This window comes from Bacteroides sp. 519 (genome assembly GCF_010500955.1).
Classification (GTDB): Bacteria; Bacteroidota; Bacteroidia; order Bacteroidales; family Bacteroidaceae; genus Bacteroides.
Genome location: NZ_QVMJ01000012.1, coordinates 61,847 through 78,051 on the forward strand (window position 1 = coordinate 61,847; position 16,205 = coordinate 78,051).

The 16,205-nt window shown below is 36.4% G+C and carries 13 protein-coding genes and 1 tRNA gene; 7 read left to right on the plus strand and 7 right to left on the minus strand.

Annotated elements, in window-relative coordinates; genetic code table 11:
• Positions 1–95 precede the first annotated feature (95 nt).
• The 5 genes from D0T85_RS12065 to D0T85_RS12085 form a co-directional block, all read right to left on the minus strand.
• Complete coding sequence (locus tag D0T85_RS12065) at positions 96–977, minus strand: hypothetical protein (protein WP_163213534.1); 882 nt, start codon at positions 975–977, stop codon at positions 96–98.
• 267 nt (positions 978–1,244) lie between these two features.
• A tRNA-Lys gene (locus D0T85_RS12070) sits at positions 1,245–1,320 on the minus strand.
• An 80-nt stretch (positions 1,321–1,400) separates the two neighbouring features.
• Positions 1,401–2,237, minus strand: coding sequence for an MBL fold metallo-hydrolase (locus D0T85_RS12075; RefSeq protein WP_163213536.1), 837 nt, complete (start codon positions 2,235–2,237; stop codon positions 1,401–1,403).
• Positions 2,238–2,322: 85 nt separating this feature from the next.
• Positions 2,323–3,711, minus strand: a complete 1,389-nt coding sequence (locus D0T85_RS12080; protein ID WP_163213538.1) for a peptide MFS transporter — start codon at positions 3,709–3,711, stop codon at positions 2,323–2,325.
• Between the two features lie 33 nt (positions 3,712–3,744).
• The gene (locus tag D0T85_RS12085; protein WP_163213540.1) at positions 3,745–4,395 is read right to left on the minus strand and encodes a murein L,D-transpeptidase catalytic domain-containing protein; all 651 of its coding nucleotides are present in this window, start codon (positions 4,393–4,395) and stop codon (positions 3,745–3,747) included.
• 207 nt (positions 4,396–4,602) lie between these two features.
• Between D0T85_RS12085 and D0T85_RS12090 the strand changes: the two genes are divergently transcribed.
• A complete protein-coding gene (locus D0T85_RS12090; RefSeq protein WP_163213541.1) occupies positions 4,603–5,406 on the plus strand; it encodes a DUF3108 domain-containing protein in 804 nt (267 codons plus the stop codon).
• A gap of 51 nt (positions 5,407–5,457) precedes the next feature.
• Here the strand turns inward: D0T85_RS12090 and D0T85_RS12095 are convergent, their stop codons facing one another.
• Both D0T85_RS12095 and D0T85_RS12100 read right to left on the minus strand, forming a co-directional pair.
• On the minus strand, positions 5,458–6,777 hold the full coding sequence (locus tag D0T85_RS12095; protein WP_163213543.1) for a PAS domain-containing sensor histidine kinase: 1,320 nt from the start codon (positions 6,775–6,777) through the stop codon (positions 5,458–5,460).
• Positions 6,774–8,114 (minus strand): sigma-54 dependent transcriptional regulator, encoded by a 1,341-nt coding sequence (locus D0T85_RS12100; RefSeq protein ID WP_163213545.1) that lies wholly within the window; start codon positions 8,112–8,114, stop codon positions 6,774–6,776. The genes D0T85_RS12095 and D0T85_RS12100 overlap by 4 nt, the downstream gene beginning before the upstream one ends.
• A 244-nt stretch (positions 8,115–8,358) precedes the next feature.
• On the opposite strand from D0T85_RS12100, the gene D0T85_RS12105 reads away from it, so the two are divergent.
• The 6 genes from D0T85_RS12105 to D0T85_RS12130 all read left to right on the plus strand — a co-directional run bounded on the left by D0T85_RS12105 (position 8,359) and on the right by D0T85_RS12130 (position 15,885).
• Entirely contained in the window at positions 8,359–10,647 is a 2,289-nt protein-coding gene (locus D0T85_RS12105; RefSeq protein ID WP_163213548.1) for an ABC transporter permease, read from the plus strand.
• 36 nt (positions 10,648–10,683) lie between these two features.
• Positions 10,684–11,367, plus strand: coding sequence for an ABC transporter ATP-binding protein (locus D0T85_RS12110; RefSeq protein WP_163213550.1), 684 nt, complete (start codon positions 10,684–10,686; stop codon positions 11,365–11,367).
• 117 nt (positions 11,368–11,484) lie between these two features.
• Complete coding sequence (pheT, locus tag D0T85_RS12115; protein WP_163213552.1) at positions 11,485–13,950, plus strand: phenylalanine--tRNA ligase subunit beta; 2,466 nt, start codon at positions 11,485–11,487, stop codon at positions 13,948–13,950.
• Positions 13,951–14,163: 213 nt separating this feature from the next.
• Positions 14,164–14,868, plus strand: coding sequence for a Bax inhibitor-1/YccA family protein (locus tag D0T85_RS12120; protein ID WP_163213554.1), 705 nt, complete (start codon positions 14,164–14,166; stop codon positions 14,866–14,868).
• A 37-nt stretch (positions 14,869–14,905) separates the two neighbouring features.
• Positions 14,906–15,640 carry a YebC/PmpR family DNA-binding transcriptional regulator gene (locus tag D0T85_RS12125; protein WP_163213556.1) on the plus strand — a complete coding sequence of 245 codons (735 nt, stop codon included), beginning with the start codon at positions 14,906–14,908 and terminating at the stop codon, positions 15,638–15,640.
• Complete coding sequence (locus D0T85_RS12130) at positions 15,640–15,885, plus strand: TIGR03905 family TSCPD domain-containing protein (protein ID WP_163213558.1); 246 nt, start codon at positions 15,640–15,642, stop codon at positions 15,883–15,885. Before D0T85_RS12125 ends, D0T85_RS12130 begins: the two co-directional genes overlap by 1 nt.
• Positions 15,886–16,205: the final 320 nt, after the last annotated feature.

A 16,205-nucleotide genomic window follows, 5' to 3' on the forward strand; every position in this document is an offset into this window, starting at 1 on the left:
GGCATAACGAAGCATGTCCTTTTTTCGGAACAAGTAAAATAGCATCACTCCGGAACAAACGCTCTGGCGCTTTAAATTGACCACTATTGGGAAAGTTACGTTTCCATGTTTTTAAACTTTATAAATTCGTCACTTTTATGTTTGGATTTCAAGTGTTCACCCATAGCGTATGCTGACTTGTTTTTTGAAAATTTGAGCATTTTTCGTAAAACTAGCATCAATATTATGACAAAGATTAGTAAAAGTATTATTTGATATGTTGCAGATTCTTTTAAAAAAGATGTGATACAATTCAAGTATTTAATTATTTCATATTTTACATCGTATAAGGCAGGGCAATCCAATATCGAAATTATATAAATAATAAACCAAACAACAAATGTCACAATGCTCAAAAATTGATTTGTTTTTGAAACTGATATAGGATAATTACCACTAAGTTCTTTAAAATGGTAATTAGGTCGTAGCCAGTGCTTAAATATTTCACCTGTTGTTCTTTTGGATAATGCTCCTATATGTCCTTCCCAATTTTCCTGCCAGTATTTACTACCTCTGTTAACAAGAAACCACCCAAAAGAAAAACAGTTACCTAAAAAAGCTATAAGCGACAATAAAAACCAATTGTCGTTACCATAGGCTACTAACAAGAAATAGCCTGCAAATATTGTAGCTATAAAAGCCCAAAAATATGTAGCTCTTTTCCAATACATATCAATTTCAAAATTACGGGTATCTAATGCTATTTTCATAGCTTCAGATAGCTGCTCTTTTGAAAACTGATCAACTAGATCCTTATCTGATAAATATTCGACATTGATCATTGTTTCTTTTTCGTAACGTTCTGTTTGTTTGTAAAGAATCTTTAGTTCTTCTTCTATTTTAGAAAGGTGAGAATGTCCATTTGATATTTCATTTTGAATATCCTTAATTCTATTTTTTTTCTTATTATATTCACCTGAATTTTTTATCTTTTTCATCGATTTAGTTATTAAAAGCATCCAGTGCCAGCTTTTCTTAGTCGCTGTTTTCTTCTATCAAATACGTTGGCTTGGATACTTCATTTTAAATACTTTTTAAATTGGTAGAACACAAAGGTAGAAAACTGGTAGAACATTTTATATTTCGATATACTTTTATGATATATTATAAAACATATTTCGTTCAATTTTCAATTCCTAATCTCCCTGTTTTACAACTAATTAGCTAATATACAAAAAAAGGAAGCTATTTTCATAACTTCCTCTTGGTACACCCTCAGGGACTCGAACCCTGGACCCATTGATTAAGAGTCAATTGCTCTACCAGCTGAGCTAAGAGTGCATATTTCCTTTTTGCGGTTGCAAATGTAGCGTTTTTGTTTTACCTCACAAAACAAAACAAATATTTTTTTTCATTATTGTTCAAAATTCATAAAGTTGAGAAGGTGAATTTCTCTTTAAAGCTATTAATTGGAGGTCTTTACCCACCAAAATCCCTTTATTCCGTAACTTCCATTCAACGGTTTTATAGGCAAGTTCAGGGTGGTTATTGTCCTTACTTAGATGGCACAACCATATATATTCAACAGATTCTGTAAGATTATCAGCCAGAAAATTAGCAGTTGCCAAATTGCTTAGGTGTCCGGTGTTACTTGCTATCCGTCTCTTTAAATATGCAGGGTAGGGTCCCATTTTAAGCATCTCTTCATCGTAATTAGCTTCTAATATAAGGTAATTGGTATTGCAAATATACGAAGCCACTAAAGGAGTAATTTCACCCAGGTCGGTTACAAAAGAAAATGTTTTGTGGTTTACTTTAATAGTGTATCCAACATTGTCAGTTCCATCGTGAGGAACTTCAAAAGCAGTAATAGAAAAATCTTTGATAATAAAAGGTTGCTCCTTTTGAATGTGATGAACATTATTATAAAGTTTTTCTTTTATACAATAATTCTTATTAATGCCTTCATGGGTAAGTGCAGTTGTATAAATGGGGATATGTAGCTTTTCGCTTAAGTATGTAACCGATTTTATATGATCGGCATGATCATGCGTAATAAGAACCGCCTGTACGGATTCCATAGCTATGTTTACCTCTTTAAGGTGTTTCCTGATATTTTTAGGACTAATGCCAGCATCTATCAATATGCCATAATCGTTGTATCCCAGGAAATAACAGTTTCCACTGCTTCCGCTGGCCAGACTAATAAATCTGATAGGTGGATGATTATCTTCAGGAAAATTTATATTTAATTGCATAATAGTTCTCGTATAGTGACGAACTCAAGAAAAAGCCGTCACTTTTTATAAAAGTGACGGCAAATATAGCTAAAAACACCTAATTTTAAAGCTGTGTTGCTTTCTTTTTATCAATCTTTCGGGTAATGGCTCCATAAATAACAAGCGCAAAAGCGGCAACAATACCAATCCCAGCAAAATAGAACCAGATGTAATGCGCATTAACGCTGGCTGCTTCCCAAGCTTCGTGCGAATCGAATAATGTAGGGTCAGGACAGTATTTGGTTAACAAATGTCCAGCCAGTCCGAAACCTAATATTGATGACAGAAAAGAATGTAAATGACTGAAACCAAGGTACATCCCTTCTTCGCCTTTTGGGGCCTGCAATGAAAAATATTCTAAATAGCGGGGAGAAATAAAACACTCGGCCAATCCTTGAACAACGATTCCGGCAATCATCATTAAGGTTATATTGCTCATGCCTGCGATTATTTCGCTTCCTAACATATTGCCTAAAGCCATTAATAAGGCAGATATCGGAATAAGGAACATACCTACACTCATGGAGGTTATTGCACTCTTCTTTGCCATTAAACGAGTTATAAAACTAACAAAGCAAACCACTATGAGTGGGTTTACATTAGCTATCCAGCCTGGTTTTGCTGCTTCGCCTGCCATTCTGATAACATATTTGGGCATCGTAGCATAGAGTTGATGTTGAACCATCCAAAAACCGGTAACAATTATAATTAATAGAACCAGGCGCCAGTTGCAAATAAGCTTAAGGAAACCTTGACCAATTTCTTTCATGCTTTTTCCCTGACCAATTGTATGAGCTGATTTATATAATAAGATTACAGCCAACAAAGCAATTATGGTCATGGTACCAGCAAAATAATTAATATAGATATATGCTTGTTCGCCAATAGCTCCTCTTAAGGGGTCGATTACAGTTTTACCTGTAAATGCTCCGATATTAACCATCATATAAAAGATAGAATAGCCACGGGCACGATTGGCTTCGGTGGTTTCTTTAGCTACCGAGGCAGAGATAACAGATTTGATGAATGAACCTCCAATAACAATTGTAAGAAGTATGGGTACAATAATCCAACGTTGAGAACTCTCCTGAATACCAGAAAAAGCGGTTGTTGTTCCATAAGAAACCAAACCAAGTGCCTCTAATAGGGTAGGGAATATAGCCAACCCGAAATAACCAATTGACAGCAATGTAAATGCTGTTATCATTGATTTGCGAAAACCGATTTTATCAGCATAAGCACCAGTAAAGATTGGGAGTAAATACAAACCTCCGGAAAAGAGACCGGAAATCATACTGGCCTGAAAATCATTAAATCCTAAAATAGTAGAGAGGTAAATGGTTAGTACAATAAATACGGCATAATATGCCATTCTTTCAAACAGTTCGACTGTATTACTCACCCAAAAGGCTTTGGTAAATCTTTCAATGTTAGTTGTTGACGCGTTTTTCATTTTTATATAATATGATTTTAAGGGGCAAAGATACTAAATATATATCCACATCAAAATAGGTTTTTCAACAGTTTTCAGTAATTCATCAATGGATCGCATTGTATTGTTGGAAATAACAGGGCACCCTTGACTCATGCCCAAGGGTAGATGGATAGGGTAAGTTTCGCGTTCCGGTACATGCTCGTACGAATGAAGTACAACATATCGTTTGTATGCGTTATCATTTGTTTTTTCAAGCCCATGCATTTTATAATGAACATTAATTCCCCATTTGCTATACGAACGTATGCCTATTTTATATTTTCCAAGAGATGAACAGTAACTGCCTTCAACATTACTGAAAACCGGTTTCTTTGTTGTACTGTTTTGACCATATCCATGTGCACAAAGGCTAGACAGTTTAATAGAGTCGCCTTTAAAATCCCATACAAAGAATCTTTTTTTGCCCGAGTGTATGCTAAAGTCAATTAAAATGCAATAGTCCGTATTGTATTTTTTTGAAACGCAGAAGGTTCTGGCCGAATCGGCTTTAACTCTTAATAATTCTTCCAAACTAGGTTTGGCTTGATTCTTTTCTGTATTAGTGGAAGGGGTTCTTTCTTCAAAAGATACATGGCTCTTTATAACGAGGAAGATTATTATACCGATTATTAATAATACAATTCTTTTAATTATCTTAAACATATAGTTCAACAGTAGTAGGTTATGTTCAATGTTGCTACAAACATAAATAAAATAATTATAGCACTAACATGTAAATCATGTTTTTTCTGCATCTCACTTGTTAAAAATCATAATTTTATATAACAACAAGGATGTTTTTAACGTTTTATTTTCTAATATTGTCTTGTGATATACAACCTTTTGATAAACCATTAAAATTAATTGATAATGAATAGAGTAATATATTGTATTATAATTGTTCTTGGATCACTGTTTCTTTTCACAGCAAACATGAAGGCACAGTGTGGAATTGAAAATAAACAATTTCAGTCGGGAGAGGTTTTGAACTATGATTTATACTTCAAATATGGCATAATATATAAAAAAGCCGGTGTAGCTTCTCTCACTGTTACAGATAGAATGTTTGCCGAGAAAGAAGCATATAACCTGAGACTTACAGCACGTTCTACCGGATTGATAAAAAGCTTTTTTACTGTAAACGATACCCTTACATCTGTAACCACCAAGGATTTAGTACCATTAAGATACAATAAAGATGCTCATGAAGACGATGACCATACAGTTGAGAGGGCAACTTATACTTATTCGGATGGAAGCGTAACACTTCGAAATATAAATAAACGGAATGGCAGATTGCGTTATGATACTACATTTGTAACCAATAATTGCATGTACGATGTTATTAGCATTATCTATTATGCCCGTACTTTAGATTTCTCTCAAATGAAAAAAGGTGATAGAAAAACTGTGTCTTTCTTTGCAGGACGAAGAATGATGAATATGAAAATAGAACATCAGGGAATTGAATCGGTCAAAGCAAATGATGGGCGAGAATACAAATGTGTGAAACTTGCATTAATAGGTAAAGCTGCTGCTTTTGAAGATGAAAATGAAGCAATGAAGGTATATCTTACCAATGATAGGAATAGAATACCTGTCCGCATAGAATCGAAGCTTAAAATAGGTACAGCCCGGGTGGTAATGAAGAACTATAGAGGGCAAAGAAATTGATCGCAATGTGATACAAAGAAAGAGGGTGTGCCCCAAAGTGTACACCCTTTATTATTTAAACTTTAATTTAAACGTAGTGAAGCCAGCCTGAGCAGGCATTAGTATCAAATTACCACCAGATATTCTCATTATCTGCCGCGAAAGACTCAAACCAATACCGCTTCCTCCTTCTTTTGTGGTGAAAAAGGGAATAAATATCTGTTCTGCTACTTCCTGTGGTATCTGCGGACCATTGTTACTTACTTCAATAAATATTTCATCCTGTTCGTTACAGTATGCACTAATCTCTATTAAACCTTCTGGTTGGTTACCAATAGCTTGTTTGGCATTTTTGAGCAGGTTTATCATAACCTGCGATATCAGGTTTTCATCAGCATATAAAATAAGATCCGGAGGAGTTATGTTTGTTTTGAAAACGATATTGTTACATGTGTTTTGGTATTTAGCCAGTTCAACCATTCGTTCAACAAAATTTTTAATATAGAATAAAGAAGGATCAGGAGTTGGTACACGTGTAAATTTGCGGTACGATTCAACAAAAGCAAGTAATCCTTTCCCGGTTGAACTAATTGTTTGCAACCCTTTCTTAATCTCTGTGTTTGTGTTTTCTGTAACATTTAATAGTGTGTCACTTAACGAGGTAATAGGAGTAACTGCGTTCATTATTTCGTGAGTAAGAACCCGGATAAGCCGTATCCACGAATCGATTTCTTTTTCGTCCAACTCATTATTGATGTCATTTAGAGCTAGTATTCTCAGGTGCTCGCCTTTGATTGTAATATCGGATGTTCGTACAGAAAGGTTTACTGTTCCTCTTTCATTATTAAATAGTACCTGAAGTTTATCACCAGCGCTTACTGATGAAATCTTTTCCATCAATGAAGCATCTATTTTACTTAATTGCCGTACATGGGTGAATATATTCAAGCCAAGAATTTTTAATGCTTCATCATTTTTTTGATATACATATCCAAAATCATTCAGAACAACAATACCTGTGCTGATACAGCTTAAAATTAATTCGTAGTATTTCTCCTGTTGTATCGTTTCGTACTTGGCATCATATAAAACCTTGGCTACCTTATTTATTAACTGATTTATAGTTTTGTTAGTCCAGCTTCCTTTATCTTCGGTAAACCGTAGTCCGCTATCGTTGTTTTCGAGTGCTTCAAGAAGAAAGATTACCTTTCTGGTTTGAGCATTATATAATGTGAGTAGCCAGAATATCCCCCAACATAGAACAGCAAAGTTTATACCTGCCCATAACCAGTTTTCCAGATAAACAAATAACAGGAGGCAGGTAGTTATAAGAATAACAGCAAGTATTCGGATAAACGGATATTCCAGAAAGGTTTTAATGTGCGAATTCATAGTCCGAACTTTTTCATTTTATTATAAAGCGTTTGCCGTGTAATACCCAATTGAGCAGCTACAGCCGAGAGATTACCCTTGCAACTGTTTAATGCTTTTTGAATCATTTTTATTTCCATTTCTTCCAGAGTAGAAACATCTTTCTCCAGTATTTCTGTTTTTGTGGATAGAGGAAATATTTCGGCAGGAATAACATCGTCATCACTTATGATAACAGCCTTTTCGATAGCATGCTCTAACTCTCGTATATTGCCATACCACGGATGTTGAGTTAAACGTTCTTTGGCCGCTGTATTTAATAAAAGAGGTTGCTTATCGTATTGTTTGCAAAAACGTTCTATAAACTTTTCGGCCAGTGGTACTATGTCTTCTTTTCTATTGCGCAAAGGAGGTATTTCTACATGTATGGTGTTAATGCGGTAAAGAAGGTCTTCGCGGAACTCTTCTTTCTTTACCATTTCTTCAAGGTTTTTATTGGTGGCCGATATCAAACGAATATTAATAGGAATCTCTTTATTGCTTCCAACACGTACAATGCTTCTACGTTGTATGGCCGTTAGTAGTTTAGCTTGTTGGTAAAAAGGGAGATTACCAATTTCATCCAGAAATAAACTTCCATTGTTAGCAGCTTCGAACTTCCCTTCACGATCGGCATGAGCATCTGTGAATGAACCTTTTACATGACCAAATAATTCACTCTCGAATAACGAATCGGTTATGGCACCCATATCTACAGCTACCATAGGTTGCTTGTTTCTACGCGATAATGCATGGATTTCTTGTGCAAGCATTTCCTTTCCAGTTCCGTTTTCTCCTGTAATCAGTATATTGGCATCGGTGATGGCTACCTTTTCAATAAGAATTCGCAGATATTTCATGGCATCACTATTTCCCCAATACATGGAAGAGGTTTTCAGTTCTTCTTCCTTCTTATCTCTTTTCTTATTTTTCTTTTCCGGTGAGGCAGCGTTTTGCAGAACCTCTATTAGTTTCTGATTATCCCAAGGCTTTACAATAAAATCGCTGGCTCCCTCTTTTATTCCACGTACAGCCAGGTCAATATCGGCATAAGCAGTAAAAAGCACTACAGGCAATTGCGGGTTTAGCCTTTTTATTTCGTTCAGCCAATATAACCCTTCGTTACCTGTGTTTATGCCCGAGGTAAAATTCATATCAAGCAAAATAATACTTGGCTTTTCTTCGTGTAGAATGCTGGGAAGTGTAATAGGAGAGGAGAGGGTAATAACTTTTTCGAAATAGTTTTTCAGCAGCATTTGTACTGCGGTTAATACTCCTTTATTATCGTCTACAACAATGATAGTACCTAATTTAACCATACTATAATAATTTATATTCCAAAGATAATACTCACTTACCGTTTTTACCTAATTTAGTTGAATAAAATAGTTGGTTGCACAATTGGTACACTTACGCCTGTGTGTCTAATTATTAGGCACCACTGTCTAATTATTAGACAGTTTGTAAAAAGGCATAAAACGTAATACGTTGATTCTTAATAAAATAAATTTCTGGCATATAAAGTGTATTTAAAGAAGTAAAAAAATAAAATTTAATATTGATATGAAACAACTCTATTACACATTAATGACTTTGTTACGAGGACGTAGCTCGAATATAATCAAAGTTATTTCATTAACACTGGGGCTATTTATTGGCATTATTCTTTTTGCCCGTGTAGCATTCGAATTATCTTATAATAAGGGTTATAAAGAATCGGACAAGTTAGCTGTTGTTATGGCTACTTACACCAGTGATGGAATGCCGGGTACTCCGATGAAAGTGGTAATGGGACCCGTACCCGAAACTATCATGAAAGATTTTCCGGACGAAGTAGAATGTGCCACTTTAGTCCAGAATCAAGGTGAAGTAGCTTTTTTCCTTGGTGAACAACGTCACGTAGGAAACCTTGTAATGGCCGATACTCTATTTTTTCGTACGGTAGGAATCACTGTTACTTCCGGTCAGGAGATAGATTTGAGTATGATTGATATGGCTTTTATCAGCGAAGACTTTGCCAAATGTATATTTGGCACAACAGATGTGATAGGAAAAACAGTGATGCGCGATAAAAACAAAGAAATTACCATACGCGGAACTTACCTTCAAGTAGAGGATAATAACTCCATACGCCCTGATATAGTAGTGTCAATAGCCGGATGGAGTAGCTATAGAGGGTGGGGAGGAGGAGACTCTTTTCAAGGGTTTGTACGTTTGCGTCAATCGTCGGATATCGAAAAGGTAAATAAACGGATGGATGCAGTTATTGACCAGTACATGAAGTTCGATCCTGAAACCAAAGGATGGGGAGTGCGATACCACTTGGAGAATATTTGTAAAGAACACATTGAAAATCCAAATGTAAAAAGGCTTGTAACAATTATGAGTTTTCTGGCTGTGGCCATTCTCCTTATTGCAGCCATGAATTATATACTAATAGCCATATCCAGTTTGTCGCGCCGCGCCAAAGGGGTGGGAGTACATAAATGTAACGGGGCAACATCAACACAGGTGTTCGTTATGTTTTTATGGGAAACGGCTATCATTATCTTGGTATCGCTTATGTTTGCTTCCTTATTAATATTCAATCTGAGAGGATTAATTGAGGATATTATTGAAGTAAACATTGAATCCTTGTTTACTTTACAAACCTTATGGGTACCATTATTAATTATTGCTGTTATTTTTATTGTTGCTGGAGTTATTCCGGGACGTATATTCTCTCATATTCCTGTAACACAAGTGTTTCGCAAATATACCGAACGTAACTCTTCCTGGAAAAGAGTATTACTCTTTATACAGTTTGTTGGTGTAAGCTTTGTTTTTGGTTTACTGGTTGTTGTGTTTGTGCAATACGAACGTGTGATGAATTTTGATTTGGGCTATCAGCCTCGTAACATAGCAACAAGTTGGGTGCGAATGGAGAACCCGGACATTGCAGTAAAAACCATTGAGAACTTTCCGATGGTAGAAAAAGCTGCATTGTCGTGGCTAACAGTAAATGGATATAGTGGCGACCATGTAAAAGGTGAAGATGGAAAGATGTTATTTTCGACCCGGTTTAATATAGTTACCCCCGAATTTATACCTCTTTATGGCTTTCAATTGCTTGAGGGACGTAATGTAATGGCTCCTAACGAGGTTGTTGTAAACGAAGAATATGTAAAGCGTATGCCGTGGACCGATGGAGCTATTGGTAAGCAATCCAGTAGTGGCAATAGTTTTGGAATCATAGTTGGTGTGATGAAAGACTTTGTTGATAGTTCACTCTTTCAGGAAAAAAATCCTGTAGCTTTTGCAACTACACCTAAATGGCATAATAGCATATCGGTGAAGTTAAAAGAACCCTTTAACGAATCATTGATGAATTTAAATAAGGAAGTAGCTGAGGTGTTTCCAAACAACAACATTCTATTCTCATCTTTAGAAAAAGATATCGAAAGCAAATATGTTTCTGTTCGTCGTTTTCGCGATAGTGCAATTGTTGCCTTTATTGGCATTTTGCTTATTACCTTAATGGGGCTCTTTGGATATATTAACGATGAAATACAACGTCGAAGCAAAGAAATAGCTATCCGAAAAGTAAACGGTGCCGAAGCATGGAATGTATTAAAACTCTTAAGTCGTGAAGTATCTCTTGTTGCCATACCTGCTATAGTACTTGGAATCATTGTTTCGTATTTCATAGGTCAGGATTGGCTGGATCAGTTTGCCGGAACCAGAATAGAACTCAGTATCGCCATGTATGCATTATTAAGCATCGTTATTCTTGCTGTAATCATCATCAGCGTTATTCTTAAATCATGGCGGGTTGCCAACGAGAACCCTGTCAATAGCATTAAAAGCGAGTAATTAAAACTCAAAACTTATAACTCAAAACTCAAAAATATGATAACCATTAACAACATCAGTAAAGTATTCCGTACATCGGAAGTAGAAACAGTTGCTTTGAACCATGTAAACCTTGAAATAAAAGAAGGAGAATTTGTAGCCATAATGGGTCCCTCGGGTTGTGGTAAATCTACCCTGTTGAACATTCTTGGCTTACTTGATAATCCAACAGAAGGTTCGTATAAACTTACAGGAAACGAAGTTGGTGACTTGAAAGAAAAAGAACGTACCCAAATGCGTAAGGGCAAACTGGGATTTGTTTTCCAAAGTTTTAATCTGATTGATGAACTCAATGTGTTTGAAAATGTGGAACTTCCTCTTACTTATCTTAATATAGGCAGAAGCGAACGTAAGGAAATGGTGAACAATATTCTGAAAAGGATGAATCTGAGTCACCGGGCCAAACATTTTCCACAACAATTGTCAGGAGGTCAGCAACAGCGTGTAGCTATTGCACGGGCGGTTGTATCTAATCCAAAACTAATATTGGCCGATGAGCCTACAGGTAATCTGGACTCTAAAAACGGGGCCGAAGTAATGAACCTGTTAACCGAGTTAAATAAAGAAGGCACAACAATTATTATGGTTACCCACTCTCAGCACGATGCCAGCTTTGCCCATAGGGTAATTCACTTGTTTGATGGTAGTATTGTGGCAAGTGTAAACTCTGGAGTTTCTTGAGCAAAACTCTGGAGTCTAACAAAGAAGGGTACAGAGTTTTCCAAAAGAAAGTATGGAGGTTTATAAATTATGGTGTATATTTGCAAGTCTTTTTGAAATTACAAAATATTATCATATATGAATATCTCGTATAATTGGCTAAAAGAGTACGTCAATTTAGACTTATCACCCCAGGAAGTATCTGCCGCCCTTACTTCGATTGGTCTTGAAACAGGTGGAGTCGAAGAAGTACAAACCATTAAAGGCGGTCTCGAAGGGATAGTAATTGGAGAAGTTTTAACTTGTGAAGAACATCCCAATTCAGATCATCTACACATTACAACTGTAAATTTGGGTAACGGAGAACCTACACAAATTGTTTGTGGCGCTCCGAATGTTGCAGCCGGACAAAAAGTAGTTGTAGCAACCAACGGAACAACACTTTACAACGGCGAAGAAAGCTTTAAAATAAAGAAATCCAAAATAAGAGGTGTTGAATCTAACGGAATGATTTGTGCCGAGGACGAAATTGGTATCGGAACAGCCCACGATGGAATCATTGTACTTCCTGCTGATGCCGTGCCGGGAACTTTAGCTAAAGACTACTACAACATAAAAAGCGATTACATTCTTGAAGTAGATATTACTCCAAACCGTGCAGATGGAAGTTCACATTACGGAGTAGCCCGCGACCTATACGCTTATTTAATTCAGAATGGATATAAAGCAACCTTGCAAAAACCATCGGTAGATGCTTTCAAGGTTGATAATAACGATTTGGATATTCCTGTAATTGTAGAAAACACAGAAGCATGTCCACGTTATGCCGGAGTTACAGTAAAAGGTGTAACTGTAAAAGAAAGTCCGGAGTGGTTACAAGACAAGCTCCGCATTATTGGCCTACGTCCAATTAATAATGTAGTAGATATAACAAACTACATACTTCATGCATTTGGCCAACCGTTGCACTGTTTCGATGCAGATAAAATTGCTGGTAACGCAGTGGTTGTAGAAACCTTACCCGAAGGTACACCATTTGTTACACTGGATGGAGTTGAACGCAAACTGTCTGACCGCGACCTGATGATATGCAGTCGCGAAAAGCCAATGTGTATAGCCGGGGTGTTTGGTGGACTCGAATCGGGTGCAACAGAACAAACTACCAATGTGTTCATTGAAAGCGCATATTTTCATCCAACATGGGTACGAAAAACTGCACGTCGTCATGGACTCAATACCGATGCCTCTTTCCGTTTCGAGAGGGGAGTAGATCCTAATATTACCATTTACTGTTTAAAACTGGCAGCTATGATGGTGAAAGAGATAGCCGGCGGAACCATTTCTTCGGATATTAAAGATGTGTACGAAAAACCTATTCAGGACTTTGTTGTAGAACTGTCTTATAATAAAGTAAACTCACTGATAGGTAAAGAAATTCCTGTTGAAACAGTAAAGAGCATTGTATCTACGCTCGAAATGAAGATAACCAATGAAACTTCGGAAGGATTAACTCTAGCTGTTCCACCCTATCGCGTTGACGTTCAAAGAGATGTTGATGTAATTGAAGACATTCTTCGTATTTATGGATATAATAATGTAGAAATACCAACTACACTAAACTCTAGCCTAACAACCAAAGGGGATGAAGATGCTTCACATAAATTACAGAATCTAATATCCGAACAACTGGTAGGATGCGGATTTAGTGAAATAATGAATAACTCATTAACCCGTGCTGCTTATTACGAAGGTTTGGAAATATTCCCTGCTGAAAATACAGTAATGTTGCTTAATCCGTTAAGTACCGATCTTAATGGAATGCGTCAGTCTCTGTTATTTGGTGGATTGGAAAGTATTGCACACAACGTAAACCGTAAGAATGCCGATATTAAGTTCTTCGAGTTTGGAAACTGCTATTACTTCAATAAAGAAAAGAAGAATCCGGATAATTCTTTGGCTGCTTACAAAGAAGTGTATCATCTGGGAATGTGGATAACCGGTAAAAAAGTTGCTAACTCTTGGGCGCATGCCGATGAAGACACTTCGGTTTATGAACTGAAAGCTTATGTAGAAAACATCTTTGTACGCTTAGGGTTCGAAATGCGTAACCTGGTAGTGGGCAATCTTACCGATGATATTTATTCGGCTGCTCTTTCTGTCAATACCAAAGGAGGAAAAAGGTTGGCTACATTTGGAATTGTATCTAAGAAGATGCGTAAGTTATTCGATTTGGACAACGAAGTATATTATGCCGATTTCGACTGGAAGGAACTAATGAAGGCTAAACGGTCACTTAAAGAAACTACTTATAAAGAACTATCTAAGTTCCCGGCTGTGAAGCGCGACCTTGCATTATTGCTCGACAAGAATGTTCAGTTTGCCGAAATCGAAAAGATTGCTTACGAAACAGAGAAAAAACTTCTTCGTAGTGTTGAACTGTTCGATGTGTACGAAGGAAAGAATCTGGAAGCAGGTAAGAAATCGTATGCAGTAAGCTTTACGTTACAAGACGAAACACAAACCCTTACCGACAAGGTTATTGACAAGATTATGACTAAGCTGATAAAGAACCTTGAAGACAAACTGGGAGCAAAATTGAGATAGAGGAAATAAAGATAATAAAGATAATAAAGGTAATAGAGTAAATAAAGGTAATAGAGTAAATAAAGGCAATAAAGTAAATAGAGTGAATAAATAAAGATAATAGAGTGAATAAATAAAGATAAAAACTGCATAGCAACTTTATAACCTTTATAATCTTTATCAACTTTATAACCTTTATCGACTTTATAACCTTTATAAACTAAACAAAAACTTATGGAAACAAATTTTGATGTAACAAAAAGTTATTCGGCAAATTATGCACAAGCAACATTATTTCGGAATGTATATATATGGATGACTTTAGCTTTGGTTATTACTGCTTTAACTTCATTATTGGTTGCAGAATCACCAAAAGTTATTTATGCAATAGCTACCAATCAAGTTCTGTTCTACGGATTGATTTTGGGTGAATTGGCTCTGGTATGGATATTGTCGGCCAATATAAACAGATTCTCCTTTGCGACAGCCACTTTTATGTTTATAGCCTATTCTATATTGAATGGGGTAACGATGTCGTTTATATTTATGATATACACAACATCGTCCATAGCATTAACTTTCTTTGTTACTGCCGGAACTTTCGGTGCAATGGCACTGTATGGCACCATAACCAAGAAAGATTTATCATCATGGGGTAATATCCTTATCATGGCACTTATCGGTTTGATTATAGCATCTGTAGCAAACTGGTTCATAAAGAGCGAAATGATGTACTGGATTATAACATATATTGGTGTTATTATATTTGTAGGATTAACAGCTTACGATGCCCAAAAGATTAAAAATAATCTTAGAGAGTATGGATACGAGATAAACGAAACCACCCAGAAAATTGCATTAATGGGAGCACTTTCACTGTATCTCGACTTTGTAAATCTGTTCCTTTATTTGTTAAGAATATTGGGAAGTAGAAAATGATAGTTCTGAAAAATAAATTATTAAAAAACTCAATCCAATGGGAAGAGCATTCGAATATAGAAAAGCAACAAAGCTGAAAAGATGGGGTAACATGGCCCGTGTATTTACAAGAGTAGGTAAACAAATAGCTATTGCTGTAAAAGCCGGCGGTCCTGATCCTGAAAACAATCCTCATTTAAGAGCCATTATTGCAAATGCCAAGCGCGAAAATATGCCAAAAGACAATATTGAACGTGCTATTAAAAATGCAATGGGCAAAGATCAGAAAGACTATAAAGAAATGGTTTACGAAGGATACGGACCTTTTGGAATAGCTGTTCTGGTTGAAACTGCAACAGATAACACAACCCGTACTGTAGCAAATGTACGTAGTGTATTTAATAAATTTGGTGGCTCACTGGGTACTTCGGGCAGCCTTGACTTTATCTTTAATCATAAATCGGTATTTACCGTAGAAAAGAAAGAAGGAATGTCTGTTGAAGACCTGATTCTGGAACTTATTGATTTTGGGGTGGATGAAGATTACGATGAGGAAGACAATGAAATAACAATTTACGGTGAATTCCAATCATTCAATACCATTCAGAAGTATCTGGAAGAAAACGGTTATGAAATTAAAAACTCCGAGTTTACCAGAATCCCTACAGATGAAAAAGAACTGAACGATGAACAACGTGCTACTATTGAAAAAATGGTTGACCGTTTGGAAGAAGATGAGGATGTACAAAACGTATATACTAACTTAAAACCCGCTGAAGGAGAAGAAGAGTAATGAAACACGTCTACAAAACCCAGGGAACATGCAGCACATGCATTGAAGTGGAAATTGAAGACGGAATTATTAAAGATATTGCTTACTGGAATGGGTGTAACGGCAATTTACAGGGAATATCCCGATTAGTAAAAGGTATGACACCAAAAGCAGTTATCGAAAAACTGGAAGGAGTTTGTTGTGGACGGCGTTCCACATCCTGTCCGGACCAGTTATGCAAAGCACTTCACGAAATGGGTTATTAATATATAGTTATTGCTATAAAGGAAAGAGTTATCTGAAATCAGGTAACTCTTTTTTTTCGATACTCTCTTTAAAGGCCAACGGCCTTTGTACAATAGCGTAGGGCAAAGCCCTACGTTAGGTTTATGTTGTGCATTATGACCCCAACGGGGTCATAATGCACAACATAATGAATTGACCCCGTTGGGGTCACAGTGTGTTGTCTTAGAGTACGTAGGGCTTTGCCCTACGCTATGTGCGCCCCGCATGAGCAGCGCGCACTTGCGTGCAAGCTATTAAAAAGCCGCAAATATACAAATGATTTGTGTTAAACAAGCTTTGC